This window comes from Bacillus sp. BPN334 (assembly GCF_008368885.1).
Lineage (GTDB): Bacteria > Bacillota > Bacilli > Bacillales > Bacillaceae_G > Bacillus_A > Bacillus_A wiedmannii.
The window spans coordinates 21,127-40,864 of record NZ_QOZW01000004.1; the positions used below are offsets into that span (position 1 = coordinate 21,127).

20 protein-coding genes and 1 pseudogene are annotated in these 19,738 nt (G+C 34.5%); 5 read left to right on the forward strand and 16 right to left on the reverse strand.

The window, feature by feature from the left end; all coding sequences use genetic code 11:
• Positions 1-308: 308 nt before the first annotated feature.
• From DN393_RS03775 to DN393_RS03790, 4 genes are all read right to left on the reverse strand, one after another.
• Positions 309-419 carry a DUF3948 family protein gene (locus DN393_RS03775; protein WP_001083700.1) on the reverse strand — a complete coding sequence of 37 codons (111 nt, stop codon included), beginning with the start codon at positions 417-419 and terminating at the stop codon, positions 309-311.
• 42 nt (positions 420-461) lie between these two features.
• Positions 462-569 carry a DUF3948 family protein gene (locus tag DN393_RS03780; protein WP_000664237.1) on the reverse strand — a complete coding sequence of 36 codons (108 nt, stop codon included), beginning with the start codon at positions 567-569 and terminating at the stop codon, positions 462-464.
• A 47-nt stretch (positions 570-616) separates the two neighbouring features.
• Positions 617-724: a DUF3948 family protein gene (locus tag DN393_RS03785; RefSeq protein WP_000664237.1), complete on the reverse strand. Its 108-nt coding sequence runs from the start codon at positions 722-724 to the stop codon at positions 617-619.
• A gap of 75 nt (positions 725-799) precedes the next feature.
• The gene (locus tag DN393_RS03790) at positions 800-907 is read right to left on the reverse strand and encodes a DUF3948 family protein (RefSeq protein WP_000664237.1); all 108 of its coding nucleotides are present in this window, start codon (positions 905-907) and stop codon (positions 800-802) included.
• 451 nt (positions 908-1,358) lie between these two features.
• On the opposite strand from DN393_RS03790, the gene DN393_RS03795 reads away from it, so the two are divergent.
• Positions 1,359-2,231 (forward strand): Cof-type HAD-IIB family hydrolase, encoded by an 873-nt coding sequence (locus DN393_RS03795; RefSeq protein WP_142315334.1) that lies wholly within the window; start codon positions 1,359-1,361, stop codon positions 2,229-2,231.
• A 37-nt stretch (positions 2,232-2,268) separates the two neighbouring features.
• Here the strand turns inward: DN393_RS03795 and DN393_RS03800 are convergent, their stop codons facing one another.
• The 6 genes from DN393_RS03800 to DN393_RS03825 form a co-directional block, all read right to left on the reverse strand.
• Entirely contained in the window at positions 2,269-3,234 is a 966-nt protein-coding gene (locus tag DN393_RS03800; protein WP_098101587.1) for an ABC transporter ATP-binding protein, read from the reverse strand.
• Positions 3,231-4,211, reverse strand: a complete 981-nt coding sequence (locus tag DN393_RS03805) for an ABC transporter ATP-binding protein (RefSeq protein WP_000030797.1) — start codon at positions 4,209-4,211, stop codon at positions 3,231-3,233. The genes DN393_RS03800 and DN393_RS03805 overlap by 4 nt, the downstream gene beginning before the upstream one ends.
• A gap of 10 nt (positions 4,212-4,221) precedes the next feature.
• Positions 4,222-5,145, reverse strand: a complete 924-nt coding sequence (opp4C, locus tag DN393_RS03810) for an oligopeptide ABC transporter permease (RefSeq protein WP_064474380.1) — start codon at positions 5,143-5,145, stop codon at positions 4,222-4,224.
• A gap of 12 nt (positions 5,146-5,157) precedes the next feature.
• A complete protein-coding gene (locus DN393_RS03815; RefSeq protein ID WP_149173325.1) occupies positions 5,158-6,114 on the reverse strand; it encodes an ABC transporter permease in 957 nt (318 codons plus the stop codon).
• A gap of 108 nt (positions 6,115-6,222) precedes the next feature.
• The gene (locus tag DN393_RS03820; RefSeq protein WP_064474382.1) at positions 6,223-7,950 is read right to left on the reverse strand and encodes an ABC transporter substrate-binding protein; all 1,728 of its coding nucleotides are present in this window, start codon (positions 7,948-7,950) and stop codon (positions 6,223-6,225) included.
• Between the two features lie 241 nt (positions 7,951-8,191).
• Positions 8,192-9,892 carry an ABC transporter substrate-binding protein gene (locus tag DN393_RS03825; RefSeq protein WP_149173326.1) on the reverse strand — a complete coding sequence of 567 codons (1,701 nt, stop codon included), beginning with the start codon at positions 9,890-9,892 and terminating at the stop codon, positions 8,192-8,194.
• Positions 9,893-10,129: 237 nt separating this feature from the next.
• Here DN393_RS03825 and DN393_RS03830 point away from each other — a divergent pair, with 237 nt between their 5' ends.
• Complete coding sequence (locus DN393_RS03830; RefSeq protein WP_000369259.1) at positions 10,130-10,327, forward strand: hypothetical protein; 198 nt, start codon at positions 10,130-10,132, stop codon at positions 10,325-10,327.
• Between the two features lie 245 nt (positions 10,328-10,572).
• On the opposite strand, the gene abc-f is transcribed toward DN393_RS03830, so the two are convergent.
• Together abc-f and DN393_RS31385 are read right to left on the reverse strand one after the other, a co-directional pair.
• Positions 10,573-12,453, reverse strand: coding sequence for a ribosomal protection-like ABC-F family protein (gene abc-f / locus DN393_RS03835; protein ID WP_149173327.1), 1,881 nt, complete (start codon positions 12,451-12,453; stop codon positions 10,573-10,575).
• A gap of 124 nt (positions 12,454-12,577) precedes the next feature.
• The gene (locus DN393_RS31385) at positions 12,578-12,712 is read right to left on the reverse strand and encodes an RAxF-45 family protein (protein WP_046956655.1); all 135 of its coding nucleotides are present in this window, start codon (positions 12,710-12,712) and stop codon (positions 12,578-12,580) included.
• Between the two features lie 420 nt (positions 12,713-13,132).
• Here DN393_RS31385 and DN393_RS03840 point away from each other — a divergent pair, with 420 nt between their 5' ends.
• Both DN393_RS03840 and DN393_RS03845 read left to right on the forward strand, forming a co-directional pair.
• The gene (locus tag DN393_RS03840) at positions 13,133-13,261 is read left to right on the forward strand and encodes a hypothetical protein (protein WP_064474385.1); all 129 of its coding nucleotides are present in this window, start codon (positions 13,133-13,135) and stop codon (positions 13,259-13,261) included.
• A gap of 134 nt (positions 13,262-13,395) precedes the next feature.
• Positions 13,396-14,190 carry a DUF4931 domain-containing protein gene (locus tag DN393_RS03845; protein WP_064474386.1) on the forward strand — a complete coding sequence of 265 codons (795 nt, stop codon included), beginning with the start codon at positions 13,396-13,398 and terminating at the stop codon, positions 14,188-14,190.
• An 11-nt stretch (positions 14,191-14,201) separates the two neighbouring features.
• Here the strand turns inward: DN393_RS03845 and DN393_RS03850 are convergent, their stop codons facing one another.
• Entirely contained in the window at positions 14,202-14,735 is a 534-nt protein-coding gene (locus DN393_RS03850) for a transglycosylase SLT domain-containing protein (RefSeq protein ID WP_064474425.1), read from the reverse strand.
• A 250-nt stretch (positions 14,736-14,985) separates the two neighbouring features.
• On the opposite strand from DN393_RS03850, the gene DN393_RS03855 reads away from it, so the two are divergent.
• Positions 14,986-16,635, forward strand: coding sequence for a DUF2334 domain-containing protein (locus tag DN393_RS03855; protein WP_064474387.1), 1,650 nt, complete (start codon positions 14,986-14,988; stop codon positions 16,633-16,635).
• Positions 16,636-16,826: 191 nt separating this feature from the next.
• On the opposite strand, the pseudogene DN393_RS03860 reads toward DN393_RS03855, so the two are convergent.
• From DN393_RS03860 to DN393_RS03870, 3 genes and pseudogenes are all read right to left on the reverse strand, one after another.
• A pseudogene (locus tag DN393_RS03860) lies at positions 16,827-17,660 on the reverse strand (TatD family hydrolase).
• 745 nt (positions 17,661-18,405) lie between these two features.
• Positions 18,406-18,762 carry a YxeA family protein gene (locus tag DN393_RS03865; RefSeq protein WP_048563001.1) on the reverse strand — a complete coding sequence of 119 codons (357 nt, stop codon included), beginning with the start codon at positions 18,760-18,762 and terminating at the stop codon, positions 18,406-18,408.
• Between the two features lie 138 nt (positions 18,763-18,900).
• Positions 18,901-19,737 (reverse strand): YitT family protein, encoded by an 837-nt coding sequence (locus tag DN393_RS03870; RefSeq protein ID WP_064474388.1) that lies wholly within the window; start codon positions 19,735-19,737, stop codon positions 18,901-18,903.
• Position 19,738: the final 1 nt, after the last annotated feature.

The following is a 19,738-nucleotide window of genomic DNA, read 5'->3' on the forward strand; positions in this document are numbered from 1 at the left end:
AATTCTCATCCCCCTGTAAATAGATTAAATGGTCCATACTTAAAACCAACCGAAAACGCTTCCAACATCAATTAATAGAAATTAGTTAGCAAGCTAACAAATTCTGACCTTTAAAATTTTCTATCTTTTCTGTCAAATTCCTCTTTTTTTCTTACATATAAAATTCGACTTTTTTCTCTTTACATGACGGAGGGAATATTAATACTTGAAGATATATATGAGAGGAAAACAAAAAAGACCCCAACATATTAACTACTTACTAATATGCTAGAGTCTTTATTTTTTTTGAATGATTGTATTTATATGTCTCATACTAATACATTTGCAAGGAATAAAATAAATGATGTTAATACTACCGCTCCACCTAATGATCCTAATAAATCTGTTTTTGTTACTTGTAACACTTGTTCACTGTTCATATTCCTCATTCTCCTTTCATTTTGTATGATTTAAAACTTCTATTATACTAATACACTTGATAGAAATACGATTAATGCCGTTAATACTACTGCTCCACTTGCCGATCCTACGAAGTCACCTTTTGTTACTTGTAATACTTGCTCTTTCATTTTGCATTCTCCTCTCTTTCTCTTTTTCTTTTATTACAAAACTTCTATTATACTAATACACTTGATAGAAATACGATTAATGCCGTTAATACTACTGCTCCACTTGCCGATCCTACGAAGTCACCTTTTGTTACTTGTAATACTTGCTCTTTCATACCTTTTGTTCTTGTAATACTTGCTCTTTCATATCTTTCATTCTCCTCTCTTTTTCTTTTATTACAAAACTTCTATTATACTAATACGCTTGATAGAAATACGATTAATGCTGTTAATACTACTGCTCCACTTGCTGATCCTACGAAGTCACCTTTTGTTACTTGTAATACTTGCTCTTTCATTTTATGTATCCTCCTTTTTAATAAGTTATCTATATGTAATTTCTAAGAAATGTTTATTTCATAGTTTTTATGTTAGCGTTACATTAAAGTTATTAACGTAACGTTTGTAACATTAATGTAACATAACTATTGCTACGTTGCAATATAATTACGTAAATTTTATTACACTTTTTTTACGTTTTTTTATAAACACCCTTAAAAACCCCGTTTTAATGCACTTTCTACTAAACTGACATTTGTAATGTTATTGTAACATTACAGTCATATAACGAAACACCCTCATACATACCTCTATTTTTGTTACAAATTAAAGTGCATATTCAAAGTAATAAGATGGCGCCTATCAAATTTTTACTGACGGTTCACGCGAGATAAAATACGATCTTTCCAAGATAAGTTTATATGTTTCCTCTATATAACTATGTATAATAAAAGCAAAGAGGTGGTCATTTTGAAATTAATCGCATTAGATATGGATGGTACGCTACTATCATCTAATCTTGAAATCTCCAAAGAGAACTTACAAGCTATCCAAACTGCAAAAGAGGCTGGTCATATAGTCATGATTTGTTCTGGTCGTGCAAAAGAGGATGCTTTGAAATTATTGGAAGAATATAAACTATCTCTTCCAGTTGGAGCGAGCAATGGGGCAATTGTTTATGTGGATGGAAAAGTAATTAACTCGCGTTGTTTACAAAACGATAAAGTATACAAGCTTGCAAAATTACTAGAATCTGAAGGTTTTCCTTATAAGCTATATACGAATAAAGGAGTTTATTCTCCATATACATGGCAAGATCAAGTCATGCAAGCGTTCGAAGAAAACAAGCATGCACTAGATGTTACACTTGAAGAACTTGAAAGAATTACAGAAAAACAAAAGAAATCAAACTTAATTACTGATTTCCAAAAAATAGAAGATGTTGTAAATAATCCAGAATTAGAAATATCTAAATTCTTCATTTTGACATTTAATGCAGCGCATCGTGCACAGCTATTAAGCATGTTACAAGAAGACACTGATATTTCAGTTACGGCATCAGCTCCTACTAATTTAGAAATTATGGATAAGCATGGTCATAAAGGGAACGGTCTACAAGAAATGGCTGCTTATTTCAATATACCAATTGAAGATACTATTGCGATTGGGGACAACTTTAATGATGTGCCAATGTTACAAGTAGCTGGCTTATCAGTTGCAATGGGAAACGCTGAAGAAGATGTAAAAAAATTATGTGATGTCGTAACATTAACAAATAATGAGCATGGTGTTGCTCACGCAATCGAGAAATTTGTATTGCAACAAACTTCATCTAGTAAATAAAAAAAGGACTCTTTCAATTTGAAAGGGTCCTTTTCTTTTATACATGATGACAAGCAACAAAATGCTCTTCACCAACATTACGGAATTCTGGTACCGTTTGTTTACAAATATCTGTTGCAAACGGGCAACGTGTATGAAAGCGACAACCCGAAGGTGGATTTGCTGGACTTGGAATATCACCCTCTAGTATAATCCGCTCTCGCTTCACTGTTGGATCTGGTATTGGCACAGCTGATAACAATGCTTTTGTATACGGATGCAGTGGGTTCGCAAATAACTCATCACGCGGCGCTGTTTCCACAATCGTTCCTAAATACATAATTCCAATTTTCGTACATAAGTGCTCTACTACGCTTAAATCATGTGAAATGAACAAATAAGATAGTCCCTTTTTCTCCTGTAACTCACTAAATAAATTAATGATCTGTGCTTGAATAGATACATCTAGTGCTGCCACAGGTTCGTCAGCTACTATAAATTCCGGATTTAATACCATAGCTCTTGCGATAACGATACGCTGACGTTGTCCACCAGAAAACTCATGAGGATACCGGTCAATATGATATGGGGCTAAGCCACATAACTCTAATACTTCTGTCACTTTTTCACGAACATTTTCTTTCGTCGCTAGTCCGTGAGCCAACATCGGCTCGCCAAGTGCTTCTCCAATCCTCATTCTCGGATTCAATGAGCTAAATGGATCTTGAAACACAAGCTGCATATTAGGACGATGTTTTCTCAATTCCTCTTTTGATAGAGAATGAACATCGTGTCCTTTAAACTTCACTTCTCCCTCCGTTTTTTGAACGAGACGTAAAATTGTTTTTCCTATCGTCGTTTTTCCGCTTCCTGATTCACCAACGAGACCGAAAACTTCACCTTTATTAATAGTAAAACTTACTCCATCAACTGCTTTCACATGTCCAATCGTTCTACTAAATATGCCGCCTTTAATTGGGAAATATGTTTTTAAATTTTTTACTTCTAATAATGGTTCACTCATTGTCCCGCACGCTCCTCATATAACCAGCAAGCTACTTTATGATTCTCATCATGTACATTCAGATTTGGCGCTTCTTCTTTACATATTTCCATACAATGCTCACAACGACCGCTGAAGTAGCAAAATTCATCCAAACCGACTAAATTAGGAACTTGCCCTGGAATAGAATATAGTTTATCTATTCGTTTCCCCATCACTGGTTTTGATTTCAGCAAGCCTTTCGTATACGGGTGTTTCGGATTTTGGAATATTTCTAGTACTGGTGCTTCTTCAATTACTTTCCCACCATACATAACGACAACGTAATCAGCCATTTCTGCTACAACGCCTAAATCATGTGTAATTAATAAAATGGATGTTTTAAATTCTTCTTTTACTTGTCTTAATAAGTCTAATATTTGAGCTTGAATCGTAACATCAAGAGCCGTTGTCGGTTCATCCGCAATTAATAACTTCGGATTACAACTAAGTGCAACAGCAATCATAATACGTTGTAACATACCACCACTCAGTTCGTGCGGATATGAATGGACGATTTCATCCGCACGAGCTATGCCGACTTTACGAATTAACTCAATTGCCTTCTTATACGCTTCATTCTTACTAAGTAATTCATGCTCCCTTAACGTCTCTACGATTTGTTCCCCTACAGTGAAGACTGGATTCAGCGATGTCATCGGTTCTTGGAAAATCATCGCAATATCATTACCTCGTAAACTACGAAGCTCTTTCTCTTTCATTCCTAAAAGACTTTTTCCTTCATATAAAATATCTCCACCTACTACACTGCCTGATTCAGCAATAAGTCCCATAATAGATAAAGCTGTTACACTTTTCCCACAACCTGATTCGCCTACAACACAAACAGTTTCACCTTCTCGAACTGTAAAGCTAACATGATTCACAGCTTTTACTGTCCCTTCTTCTGTCTGAAAGTGTGTTTGTAAGTCTTTCAGCTCTACTACCGCTTTACTCATACCTTCTCACCTACCGTCTCATCTTTGGATCTAACGCATCACGAAGTGCATCACCAAGTAAATTAATGGATACAACTGTTATAAAAATTGCAAAACCAGGCGGAATCCATAACCACGGACGCTTTTGGAAATCAATTAACGAGTTAGCTGCACTAATCATATTCCCCCATGATGGTGTAGGTGGAACGACGCCGAGGCCTAAGTAACTTAGTGCGGATTCACTTAAAATTGAACCTGCAACACCCAAAGTTGCTACAACAATAAGCAACGGAAAGACGTTAGGAATTAAATGATGAATAATTTTCCGAGAATCCTTTAATCCTAATACATCTGCTGCTTGCATAAAGGCTTGCTCCCGCAATGTTAAAATTTGTCCTCTCACAAGCCGGGCAAGTCCTGGCCATCCTACTAAACTTAAAATAATCATTACAACATATAAACGGTATTCCGATGGTAATTTCCATTCTGATAAAATTGCTCCCATTATAATAAGTAGCGGTAATCCCGGAATGGACATTAACACATCCGCAACACGCATAATTAGATGATCCACAACCCCTCGATAAAAACCAGCAATTGCTCCTAATAGAGCACCTAGTATAACGGATAGTAGCATCGACGCTAAACCAATTGTTAATGAAATACGTCCTGCTTGCATAAGTCTAGTTAAAATATCTCGTCCCAACTGGTCTGTTCCAAGCCAATGTGACAAGCTGGGTGGTTTATTAATTTGTGTTACTTGTACTTTCCCATCAGCATACGGTGAAAAGATCGGACCGATAAAACTAAATAAAAACATAAATATTAAAACGTATAGGCCATACAATGCCATCTTATTTTTCTTAATTTTTTTATACGCTTGGCGCCATGGTGATGATTCGTTACCCTTTTTCCGTTCTTTCTTTTTCTTTATTAGTGGTGTAATAGTCTCCATATCTTTCCCCCCTTACTTCAATCGAATTCTTGGATCAACAAACGCATATACAATATCTGCTAAGAAATTAGCCATAATTGTTAAACACGAAAGAAACATCGTAAAAGCCATTAATACCGTATAATCACGGAAGTTTAATGCTTCTAATTGAACACTCCCAATCCCTGGCCAGTTAAAAATCTGTTCAATAATAATAGCCCCTGAAAATAAACCTGGTAATTCAAAAGCGAGTAATGTAATTGCTGGTAAAATTGCATTTTTCAATGCATGTTTATAAATAACGGTTCTTTCTTTTAAGCCTTTTGCACGAGCAGTACGAATGTAATCTTGCCTAACAACATCCAACATGCTGGTTCTAAAATATCGTGTTAATGATCCTACACCAAGAAGCGTTAAAATAAATACAGGTAGAATCATATGACGTAATACTTCTAATATGTATGCTATCCCTGTTGAGTTACTCCCAATATCAATCATGCCACCAATAGGTAGTAATTTTAAATCAACTGCTAATAATTTAATTAAAAATAGTCCTATAAAGAATGATGGAAATGACATTGCTGCAAAGACACCGATTGTTACCAATCTATCAAACCAAGAGTGCTGCTTTGTTGCAGAAATAACCCCAATAATAAGAGCGATAATCCAAGTGAAAAATAAAGCGGCAACAGCAACGATAAATGTATTCCAAATAAATTTATTAAGTAATGAAGTTACAGGTTCTTGATACTGTAAAGAAAATCCAAAATCACCATGCAAAGCATTCCCTAACCAATGAAAATACCTTTCAATAATTGGTTTATTTAAGCCGTATAATTCCCTTAATTCTTGGGCTCTCTCTGGTGTTAACTTTGGATTTGAATCAATATAATCTCCCGGCAAAAGTGCAAATAAGAAAAAAATAATAATAGATGTACCAAACAATGTAGGGATCATTTGAAGGAACCTACGAATGATATATGTTTTCACCTTTTGTCTCCCCAATCCTATTTACTTAAAAATAGAAGAACATTTTTTCAAAACAGCTACCATTCCATTGCTGTGTGAAAAAACGTCTTCTATTATTTAGGTCAACCCTTATTGTTCAATAGATAACACTGGTAAATTGGAACTAATGCTATCGTACTTTTCTGGATCAATTCCTTTTATACGTGCATTATGAGCATAAAGTAGTTTACGATAGTTTAATAAAATAACTGGTGGATCATCACTTAACTCTTTATACAGCTCTTTATAAATCGCTTTACGTTTTTCAATATCTGTCGTTCCTATACCTTTTACAATCAAATCATCTACTTTCGGATTATTATAACCCGTATCACTTTTTGGATTAGTTGATAAGTACTCACTTACAACTTCACTTGGATCACTAATTCCTGGTGTTGAAACTGCTGCTAAATCGTAGTCACCTTTTCCTACTTTTGAAAGCATCGTATTAAAGTCCATCAATTCTGGATTTAATTCAACACCAATTTCTTTGTAACTTTCTTTTGCAATCGGAATAAAGATATCATTTGTTTTACCTGTATTTGATGCGTAGTATGTTAATTTTAATTTTTGACCATCTTTTTCACGAACCCCGTCAGAACCTACTTTCCAACCAGCCTCATCCAATAATTTTTTAGCCTTTTCTACGTCGTGTGGATATTTATTAATACCTTCTTCTGTATATGCCCATGAAACTGGCGCAATTGGTACGTTAGCAACAGAGCCATATCCTTGTAAAGCTGTATCCACATACTTCTTACGGTCTAATCCATAAGTAAGTGCTTGGCGTACCTTTTTATCTTTCAAATACGATTTCTTATTATTTACATAGATATAAGCAATATCACTTGATGATTCAAGATTAATATTTGCAAACTCTAATCCTTTTAATTGGTCTATATTCTCAGGATTTGCTCTAAATCCACTATAGTCCAGTTCACCTGTTTGGAATAATTGGAATCCAGTATCACCTGATGTGATTTTATAAATAAAGTTTTTGATTTTTGGTTTACCTGCATAATAATTTTCGTTAGCAACAAAGCGTACTTCTTGACCTGGAACATATTTTTCAAATTTATATGGACCCGCTGCAATTGGTTGCCCATATAATGCTTTTAAATAGTCTAAACTTGTATTTTGTTTATAATCTTTTCCATAATAAGCTTTTGATAGCACTGGGCCACCTAAATTCGTTAGCGCCTGTGAATTAACTTTTTCAGTTGTAATTTTAATTGTCTGTGGATCAACAACTTGAATTCCTTCAATAGAAGTTGCTTTTCCTTCTTTATATTCTTTCCCGCCTTTAACAGCATACTGAGCAATATCCAATCCACCTTCATACGCTTTATCATGAAGTAGTGTTAATGTAAATGCTACGTCATCCGCTGTTAAAGACGAACCATCACTAAATTTTAAATTTTTACGTAAATGGAATGTATATGTTAACTGGTCAGCAGAAATATCCCATTTTTCTGCAAGGTCCGGAATAGGTTTACTTTGTTTGTCTGTTGTTACCAGTGACGCAAAAATAACAGACGTTACATTTCCATCCCAACCATTATCTTGAAAATACGGAAGGAAAACTCCCCCTGGCTTAGAAATGGCTGTAATAAAAGTATCTTTTCGCTGATTTGCTTTCTCTGGACTTTTCTTTTTATCTGTAGCTGGAATTGATTCAATCTTAGCGTCTTTTAAATCCTGCTTTTTTACCGGTTCTGTAGAAGCCGTATCTTCCTGTCCCCCACAAGCAGATAACACAAGCGAACTACTCAGTAATACCGAAAATACACCAGCCCATTTTTTTGTCTTTTTCTTCATTGTCCCCACCCCTAACTGTTTAATAGTTATACCCTTCGAACTTATTAGCTTATGTATGCCTCCCACAGCATATTTATAGCCAATCGGAAAAGTCGGTTTTAATCGTAAAAAATAGATGTTTTTGAGGGGTAACAATCCTATTCCGACCTTTCCGGTAGACTTTATGGTTATTAGCTTATATCGTCCGTTATATTTTGTCAATTCTTTCTAAATAAATATTTTGAGAATTTTTTAAAAATTATTATTCTATCTTTAATTTAGGTAAACTTAATAAAATACCGTTATAGTTATCTTCTTGTAATCCTTGAATTCGTGCATGATGTGCAGACACCACTTTGCTATTATTCAAGAAGATTACAGGCGGGTCTTCACTTAACTCTTGATATAACTTTTTATAAATTTCTTTTCGTTTTTCAATATCCAACGTTTCTAATGCTTGCTTAGCTAATTCATCTACTTTCGGATTATAATATCCATCATAATTTCGTTTACTTGTTGAAACAAACTCTTCAATCGTTCCGCTCGGATCATCAATCATTGGCGTAGATACCATTGCTAAATCATAATCACCTTTTATCACTTTTGAAATCATCGTATTAAAGTCCATATATTCTGGGTTAAACTCTACACCCAACTTTTTATAATCTTCTTTCATCACAGGAATCATTACATCATTTATTTTACTTGCTGATGAGGCAAAATAACTTACTTTCAATTTTTGTCCATCTTTTTCACGAATTCCATCCGAACCTGCTTTCCATCCAGCCTCATCCAGTAATTTCTTCGCCTTCTCTAAATTATACTCATATTTATTAATGCCCTCTTCTGTATACGCCCATGAAACTGGCGTAATCGGTACATTAACGAGTGACGCATATCCTTGGAAATACGTATCAATAACCTTTTGACGCTCTAATCCGTAAATAAATGCTTGGCGGACACGTTTATCTTTAAAGTATGGCTTCTTATAATTCATTTTAATGTAGCCATAAGAGCTTCCTGTATACACATTAATATTAGCAAAACCTAAATCTTTTAATTGCTCAATGGTCTCCACGTTTGTCGTAAAACCATCATAATCTACTTCTCCTGCTTGAAATTGTTGTAACTTCGTATCACCCTTTGTAATTTTATAAATAAAGTGCTCAATCTTCGGTTTTCCTTCAAAATAATTTTCATTTGCTACAAATCGAACCTCTTGACCAGGAATATATTTATCTAACTTATAAGCTCCTGCTCCCACCGGCTTCCCATACAACTCTTTTAAATACTCCAAGTGTCCTTGTTTATACTCTTTCCCGTAATACGCTTTAGATATAACTTCTCCACCGATTAATGATAGCGTTTGAGCATTTACCTTTTCAGTCGTAATCGTAATTGTTTTCGGATCAATGACTTGAATCCCCTCAATAGAATTCGCTTTTCCTTCTTTATATGCTTGCCCACCTTTTATTGCTGTTTGGCTTATATCAGTCGCACCACTATAAGTTGGATCATGTAATAACGTTAATGTAAATGCTACATCCTCCGCAGTTAACGGTGTACCATCACTAAACTTCAAATCATCTTTCAAATGGAATGTATATGTAAGCTGATCCTCCGAAATATCCCACTTCTTCGCCAAAATGGGAATTGGTTTCCCTTCCTTACCCAGTCCAACGAGAGGCGCAAAGATAGCTTGCGTTATATTACCATCCCATCCATTCTCCATAAAGTGCGGAAGGAATATCCCTCCAGGGATCGGCATTCCAACTACAAAAATATCTTTTCTTTCATTTACTTTTGTAGGACTTTTTGATTTGTCGCTCGCCTTAATAAATTCATCTTTTACTTTTAGTACGTTCCCGGCTTCATTTGTACTTGCTTCCTCTTGACCACATCCGGCTAGTAATACTGACACACTAAGAAATGTAGCAAGTGCTCCTTTAAAAGCATTTTTCATTGCCCTCTCACCTTTACCTTCCTAATTTTTATCGATGCAGGAACATAGGCCTCCTCCCTGTAACTATCTTTATTTTTCCTATAAAAATAGTATGAATTAATTTCAAGATTATTCCTTTCCTTTAAACATGTCAATCGTTCTCTTTTATTTCGTATTAAAAAATTAAAAATTCAATTCTATTCGTTCAGTATGAAACATAGAATACTAATAACCAATTACCAAAAAGGGGGCGAAAACATGGACAACCTATTCCAATACGTCCTGCACTACGTATTATTAACAATTATGATAGTCGGGGCTCTATTACTATTCCCATTCTTCCCAAAGTTCGTCCTCTTTTTAGCTTTTTTTATTATGCTCGGGATCGCCATTATCATTTCAACAAGGGAAGATACGACACAAAAAGAAAGCAGAGTTCAGCGCGTAAAGCTGTAACTCTGCTTTTTTATTTTCAATCCTGATCCGCCGTTTCACATACTTATGTCTCGGGAAATAAGTAACCGATCCAAAAAATCCCTAATATCATTTATGTTTTACAATCTATGTAAATTACGGAACAAAGATGTATCAAATTTACTGTTTCACGTGAAACACAATTTTTATTTTTCTCTTAAAGTAAAATATCAGTATAAAAAAAGCGAATCCTTTCAGCAAAGCTGAAAGGATTCGCTTTCTACTTTTTACTCCACAATATTCTCTAACTCATTATATAACTCCGCTCGTAACAACTCTTTCTTCGTTTTTTCTTCATACAATTGTTCAAGCATTTCAACATCAACTACATGTTCCATCTTACACTCAAGCATATATATATCCTCTTCTACATGCATTAACTCCGTTTCAATATCCTCAACATTCCTAACTTCTTTCTTTTTTACAGGAGCTGTTTCCATACTTTTTCTTCCTTGGCGTTGCTGCTTTATTACTTGTTTCTCGAGCTTTTCTTCCCACTTTTGACGAGCCCATGCGTAGTTCCCTGCAAACTCAAATAATTTATGCTCATCAATCCAATACGTCTTTTCAAATAACTTATTTAAAAAATAACGATCATGTGAAACAGCTAAAATCGTTCCATTATATTGCTCAAGAGCTTCCTCTAAAACTTCCCTTGATTCAATGTCGAGATGGTTTGTCGGCTCATCTAAAATTAAAAAATTGATATCTTGATACATAAGTTGCGCAAGTCTTAACCTCATTTTTTCTCCACCGCTCAGTTGCGTTACTTTCTTAAACACCGCTGGACCATAAAATAAAAACTTAGCTAATATATGTCTCGCTTCTCCCTCTGTTACAGCTACATATTCCCTGAAAGCCTCTAATACACTACTCTTCATATTTCCGTACGCATGTTGTGATAAATAACCGATTTTCACACTACTACCAATCCGGATTTCTCCAACGTCTGGCTCTATTTCTTCTAATAATAACTTTAGTAGCGTTGTCTTTCCTGTACCATTACGACCAACGATCGCCGCACGCTCTTGAAAACGAACATGTAAATTCGCTTCGTTAAATAAAGGGTGGTCAGCAAACCCTTTACTCACTTCTTTCATTACAACAACATCTTTCCCACTTCTCTCTTGCCCTTCAAACTGAAGTCCCATTTGTTTTCGTTCTAAAATAGGTTTCTTTAGTTTCTCTATACGTTCCAGTGCACGTTCCATACTTCTCGCTCTCTTATGCAATCCTTCATTCGGAGGATTCGCCTGATTTGCCCATTCACGTAGTCGCTTAATTGCTTCTTTCATTTTCTTTATTTTCTTTTGCTGTTCTTGATAAGCCTGAAACTCCTGAAGCAACCGTTCTTCCTTTTCCTCAACAAACTGAGAATAGTTCGTATGATACACGTGAATCTCTCCATCTTCTAAATCAAAAATCTTCGTTACAACTTCATCAAGAAAATAGCGATCATGTGAAATGACCATAACCGTTCCATTGTATTCTTTTAAAAATTGCTCTAGCCATTCTACGGCGAATAAATCTAAATGATTAGTTGGTTCATCTAATAGAAGTAAATCTGGTTTCTGCAATAGCATGTACGCAAGGCTTACTTTTGTTTGTTCCCCACCACTTAACTCCAGAAATGATCGAGGAAATAGTTCTATCACCTGTAGACCATTTGCTACCTTCATCATATTCGCTTCTATTTCATAACCACCGAGAAACGCAAATTTTTCTTGGATTACTCCGTATCTCTCCATTAATTTTTGTAAAGCAAACGTTTCCTGTTCTTCCGCCATATTTTTTTCTAAAGTACGCATTTCTCTTTCTAATTCCTTTTCAGCTTTAAAAGCCGAACTCAATACATCATATACAGTCATACCCTCATCAAATTTCGGAATTTGTGCCACATGACCAATACGTGTACCTTTCTTCATATGAATGGCTCCTGCATCTAAACTTTCCATTCCAGTTAGAAGCTGAAAGATTGTTGTCTTCCCACTACCGTTACGACCAACTAATCCAACACGTTCACCATTCTTTATTTCAAGCGATATATTTTCAAATATGATGTTTCCACCAAAAGATTTCGTTACATTATTTACACTACAAATTGTCATTTTCCGTACTCCTTTCAATATAAAAAACCATGGGAAAGAAACATTCCCCATGGTTTTCGACATAGAAAAAGGAAGCCAAATAGCTCCCTTTTCACACGTTTATTAAAAATGGGTGAAGAGATTTCTATCGTTCAATAGCTACTATGCAGTTGTTAAAAAAGGACAGACGTATCCCGTTAACAACTACATCATGAAAAATCGCACGACAAAAATAGATATAATCTAAAAATTTGGCACGTGCAGCTAAAGAACGTTTCATCTCATTCACCTCTTTCGTACGGAATTTAATACTTACTTCTTTATTATACTTTCCCATTTCATGTTTGAATAGTCATTTTTCTGAAAATAATGAAGATAGACTAAACATTTCAATAAGTGACATCAAATCTTACAAAACTGTTATGTTCACGTAATGGAAAGCGATAGTACGGAAAGATGCCTCCCTATACAATAAAGATGTAAACAAGAGAGACAACAAAAGGAGGAAACAATCATGATGAAAGAAATTGTGAAAGCAATCTTTGAAGTATTAGTGAACGGACAAGCAGTTGTAAAAGAACTAAACGAACTATAAAAAGGAGTGAAGGAATATGATGAACATGGTAAAAATGATTTTACACGCTCTAGTTGATGCAAAAGCAGTTAGCCAAGAATTAAACCAACAATAAAAAAGGGGTAAATGAATATGAAGAAAGCCATTATTGTAATCGCAAGTTCAGCAATTGCCTTATACACAATAAAAAATAGAAAAAAGAAGCACAATAAAAATGATCTATATTATCCATACACATTATTAAAGAAAAAATAAAAGACAAGGTACCCTATCTTAATGAGGATATCTTGTCTTTTATTTTTCCCATTCCTTTTAAAGGATTTCCTTCTCCTTTTCCCGAATGTATTAAGCGGGATTTTTACACATATTTTAAAGGGGCATATATACAAATGGATACACAACAACTATACTTTTTAAACGATATCGGCAAACAAAAACCAGAAAGCATCCGGAATAGAAGCGCGGCATGTCCTTTTTGTGACAGAGAAAATTTAACGGATATTTTAGCAACTGAAGGATCAATTATTTGGCTAAAAAACAAATTTCCTACATTAAAAGATACATTTCAAACGGTGCTAATCGAAACAGATAATTGTGAAGAACATATTGCGACATATACAGAAGAACATATGAAATCGCTAATTCGTTTTTCCATTAAACATTGGTTAGATTTGCAGAAGAATGAAGAATTCACATCTGTGATTTTATATAAAAATCATGGTCCATTCTCCGGCGGAAGTTTGCATCATGCACACATGCAGATTATCGGAATGAAATATGTAGACTATCTCGGTAACGTAGAACAGGAAAACTTCCGAGGAGTCATTGTACAAAAAAACGAACGCATTGAACTCAATATTTCAGATCGCCCTATTATCGGTTTTACTGAATTTAATATCATCATTGAAGATGTTGAATGCATAGATGAACTGGCAAATTATATTCAGCAAACTGTACGTTACATACTGACAGATTTCCATAAAGGATGTAGTAGTTATAACTTATTCTTCTATCACACAAACGGAAAAATCATTTGTAAAGTTGTTCCTAGATTTGTCGTTTCACCGTTATATGTAGGATATAAAATACCACAAGTTTCCACAAAACTAGAAGAAGTGAAAATACAACTAGCGGAGTATTTCACAAAACAAAACGACGCGATTATCCACAAAAAAATAGAGTAGGTCTCAAAAACCTACTCTTTAATTACACCTTTATTTCGATAGTACACATCTTCTAACCCGACGTTATACTTCATATTATTATCCGTCCACTCCGGCCCTAAATTCCCTGGCCATCCAGATGTATTTGCTACATATTTTAGTAATGCAAAATCAGTCAAACCTTTTTGCACCCCACGCTTATATCCTTTCATTAAATGCGGCATTGCAATTTGCGCATTTATGCGCGGATCTTTCAACTCTTCATCAGTTAAATGATCTGGTGCAAGGCCACCGCCACGGTGCAATTGAAACAATCCGAATGAAGTTCCGTTATCTCCAACACTTCTTGGATTTAACCGGCTTTCATGTTCGGCAATTGTAAGAGGTATCCATTCTGGAAGATTGACTTTCTTTGCTTCCTCTATAATAATTTGTTTCATCTGTTTTGCTTCTTCTGAGTCAACATAGCTTGTCTCATTCACTAACTTGCCCATTCCTTCAGACTTTCCTTGGAAATATAAATACACCCCAAGAACAACTAAAAATCCTACAAAGAATTTCTTCACTACCACTACCTCTTTCTCCGCTGAAATTTGTCCCCTTTCAGCCTTCTTCCCTTTACAATTACCCACATTCTATCATTCTCTTACTCTTTTATCATAGCAAATAACTATATATATTATCATCATGCTTTAGACCGATTTTGTGAAAAAACAGCTGGTAAATACGTACAAAAATGTAACTTTCATAGACTACAACGTGTTTTTTGTATATAATTGTAAATTGAACTCTACATATAGAATAGGAGCAGACCAAATGAAAAAGTGCATAATACTCTTGTTCAGCGTTTTACTACTTATCCCTATCCACACCTCTGCACAAACACCGTCAAAACCAAAAGTACTTGTTTTATACAGTACACAAGACGATAAAATTACAAATAATATTCAAATCCTTAATACCCAATTAGGACATTTTACAAACGATATAACTACGAAAAGTTTAAAAAGGGTTAATGAAATTACTAATTCATCTTCTTATACACATATTGTTTATATCGGTGAACAAAAAGAGGAGTTTCCTATTGAAACAAAGCAACTTCTAGAAAATTTCTCAGGTCCAGTATTAGTTTTAGGACAAAATGTTGAACAATTATCTAATCGCTTTTCTTTCATTACCCTAAAGGCTGATGATATACGAGTTAATAAAATCGAATATCCAAGTAATAAACTAAAAAACACTTTAGAAGAGGAACGATTGGTTCAATCTTTTGATACAAACGGAACTGTTCTTGCTAACGCTTTAAGCTCAAATAGCAAAAGCCCACTAATCGTTCGGCACGAAACATCTTATTACGTTGCAACGTCAAATCTCTTTAACTGGATGTCTCATTATGTCGGCGAAATGTTATTTTCTTACTTTGGTCAAAAGCCAACGACAAATAAAGTAGAGACTTATTTACGCCTTGAGGATGTTCATCCAGCCGCAGATACAAATCAATTAAAAGAAATTGCTGAATTACTAAAAGAGAAAAAGATTCCCTACATGATTACCGTTATTCCTGTATATACAGATCCAGATACAGGTAAAACACTGCATTTAAAAGATAAACCCGAACTAGTCGATCTTTTACGCTCTATGCAAGATGATGGTGCAGCAATTATTATGCATGGTTATACGCACCAATTTTATGACAGTGAAACTGGGGAAGGTTTTGAATTTTGGGACGTAAAAACAGATCAACCAATTCGTCAACCGAAGCATGAAAAACCAAAAACAAAAGATGACTTTCCTAATATCGAAGCATATAATGCATATGTAAAAAAAGGGGAAGAGTTTGAAGAAAAATATACGACTGAGCATATTGAAAAAGGCATTCAAGAACTTGTAGATGCCAAACTGTATCCTGTCGCTTTTGAAGCACCCCATTACACGATGTCTCAAAAAGGATATGAAATATTATCAAAGTACTTTTCAACTTATGTAGGACAACTACAGTTAAGTGATACAACTTGGAAATCCATGCACTCTCCAGCATACAGAAGCACACCATCCTTCTTACATGGAATGAAATTAATGCCTGAAACAGTTGGCTTTATTGAAGAAGATAAGCCACAAGCTATTGCAAAGATGAAAGCTAATGCTGTATCTGTTGCTAAATTATCCGATGGAGTTATTGGTGCATTCTATCATCCTTACTTAGGTGTGAAACCATTAAAAGAAGTATTAAAGGATCTAGAAAGCATTCCAAATATAGAATGGATTGATTTACAAAAAGAAGCAAATGAAGTGAAAATGCAAGATATTCATATTACTACTAATAAAGACGGCATTCACGTTGAAAAACCAACAAGCGTAAGTGACGTAATGGATTATGTAAAACAATATGGGTTCTTCCTTATACTTGGTTTCTTCATCATTGTCTTTCTTTTATTATTAAGACGTGCAAAAAAATTAGAATCCTAATATAAAACCAAAACGTGGCATGTTATTAATAACCCATTGATTATTTTCATAAATTATAGAAAATATTAGAAAAATTATTCATAATAAAAAGGACAAGAGTAACGCTCCTATCCTTTCAAATAAAGTGAAACTTTAATCAGTGGTGGTTTTGTCCATCCCCCACTGATTATCAGCCCTCACCAATCGGGTTTTTACGGGCAGTTGATTTCCCACCTAACGCCTCCGCATTCGTCGAATTTTGAGGTGGGAGTCTTACTGCCCGTTAATGCGGGGTAAAATTGAATCGTATTTTCATATATCGTTTTCGCAACCTTATCAACAGATATGTTTTTTATAACACTAATTTCCTTTAATACCTCTCGAATCATTATCGGATGCGTCATAACATCCTCTTGAAATTTTCACGGTCCATCTGTTTCTACCATCATATATTCAAGTGGATAATACGAAACAATTTTTCTAATTTTCTCCTTATGTAAAACATCTGGCGTAATAGAAATATAATAACCGTTCCTCATCATCCGTTTCATTGTTGTTTCACTTCCTTTAAACCAATGAAAGTGTGCACGTGAAACTTTATATTTCTCCAGTAAATCACATACAATATCAGCATCTTCATACACTGCATGCAATATAATGGGTAAATCATATTTACTAGCTAGTTCAACAAATCGTTGTAACACTGGTATATATGAATCGATAGTAATGCGCTCATCTTCTTTTCTTAAATAATACGGTAAGCCTACTTCACCAATCGCAACTATGTCTTCTACATGCTCTTCAATTAATTTATAAATTTGCTCACATTCTTCTTTATGAATCGGTTGCTCCGGATGAAAACCTATTGCTGGATGTACAAAAGGATATCGCTTTGCTAAAGATAAAGTTTCTTTACATGATTGATAATTCATAGATACCGCAATAAGCCCCTTTATCTCTTCACTATTTTCCACATCTTTAAGTAACCTGCTTTTTTCTTCATCCTTATATTGATCAACATGTATATGACTATCAATCCATTTCATCTTTATTCCCCCATAAAAAAAAACAAGAAAGGATCCCCCTTCTTGTTTTATCATCTATATTATTTAACAATTAAGTTTGTTATGATATCAAATAATCCAATACATACTACGGCAACAGTAAAGTAGCTACAGAAATCTTTAATTGGAAACTTCACTACTTCTTCTTTACGCATCCCAATTTTCTCCCTTCTTACTATATCCCTAATTATTTTATCTATTTGTATCTATTATGCAAAAAATATGACAAATTTACTATCGAATTAACTTACGTAAACCTTACAATGTTGTAAGGTTTATAAAAAGAGCCTCATCCAAATAAAGATGAGGGCTATTAAAAAGTAGTTGGTTTTTCATTCTTCATTAATATTACAAACAGAAAGTAATACAGTGAGACTTTCTAATTACACTATATGAAATTCACTATCTTTTAACCATCGAATTACATTACAGAAGACTTACATGTTTGTAAGCTATGTGTAATGTAATTCGATAGTTTCTCTTACCTATATCTCGTACAATAAAGTTAGAAAGCAAGCCAAATAAGAAGAACACTCACATAACCAAATTACATTGCTAGTAGCTACTCTTCTTATACCTTTCACTCATGCTACTACAATGTACCCCCTTCCCCTTTATATAATAAAAAGAGCCTTAGTCCATACGGACTAAGGCTTTTTCATGAACTCTAAAATACCCCTACCTAGTATTTTTATTTTCGACAAAAAATAGGCGGGGGTATAACCCGCTATCTCATCGTTAAAAGTTTACTCTTCGCATTAATAGGAATATTTACAGCTTCAATTTCTTCAATCGCCTCTCCGTAGCGTCCTTTTGCATACACCTTTAACGCTTCATCTCTCTTTAACATATGCTTAACAGTCTTCTTTATTTTTTGTTCTCTTCCACGTTCGTCAAATGCAATAAATTCATATTCATACCACTCATCACCAATATGCTGACCAATTGTATTCACGACCGTATAGTATTCTTTCGTCTTATAAAGTGGATTATATTTATCGATAACTGGTCCAAGTTTCGTAGGCAGTAACATTACTACTATCACTATCATCGCTATTATAGTAGTGATCATTTTTTTCTTCATAATCAATCTTCCTCCTCTGCAGGATATATATACATCCATTTTAAAAAGAAGGAATAAAATCTACTATTGAATCTCATTACATTACACTTACATTTTTGTAAGAATTAAAAAAGGTGAACGAATTTACTCGTTCACCTTTTAGCTCGCTTTAAAGCCACCGCCAAGTACATCACGTACATCATGAATAACAACGAAAGCATCTTCATCTACTCGACTAATAACTTGCTTTAACTTAACAAGCTCTTGTTTATTTATAACAACATATAACACTTCTTTATTTTTACCAGTATATCCGCCGCGTCCTTCTAATACAGTGACACCGCGTGTCATGTTTTTCGTAATAGTTTCACGTATTAAATCTGGTTGATTTGAGATGATTGTAACAGCTGTTTTTGTATCCATTCCTTCTACAATGAAATCAATCACTTTCGCTCCGATAAATACTGCAACAAGTGTGTACATTGCTTTTTCTTGTCCTATGATAAATACTGAACCAGCAATTACAACAATATCAATAATAAGTACGCCTTTACCAACGCTCCACCCTAAATATTGATTTGCTAACTGAGCTAAAATTGCTGATCCTCCTGATGTACCTCCAGCTTTGAACATACAGCCTAATCCGACACCGACAAATAAGCCAGCGAATAGAGCCGCTAATAACGTATCACTATTTACATGATACTCAATATGTTCCGTAACATATAAAAACAAGGATGTTTCTACAATCCCTAAAATTGTATAAACCATCGTTTTTTTATCAAAAAATTTATAACCAATAACTAGTAAAATTGCATTTATAGCAAAGTTCACAATCCCCGGCGACCAATCAAATAAATAGTACGTAACAACCGTTACACCAATAATTCCACCCTCTGATAAACGGTTTGGAATTGCAAAGTAATTAATACCAATTGCGAATAATAATGAACCAATTGTAATTAGTGTTATTTCCTTTATACGTTGATTAACCATA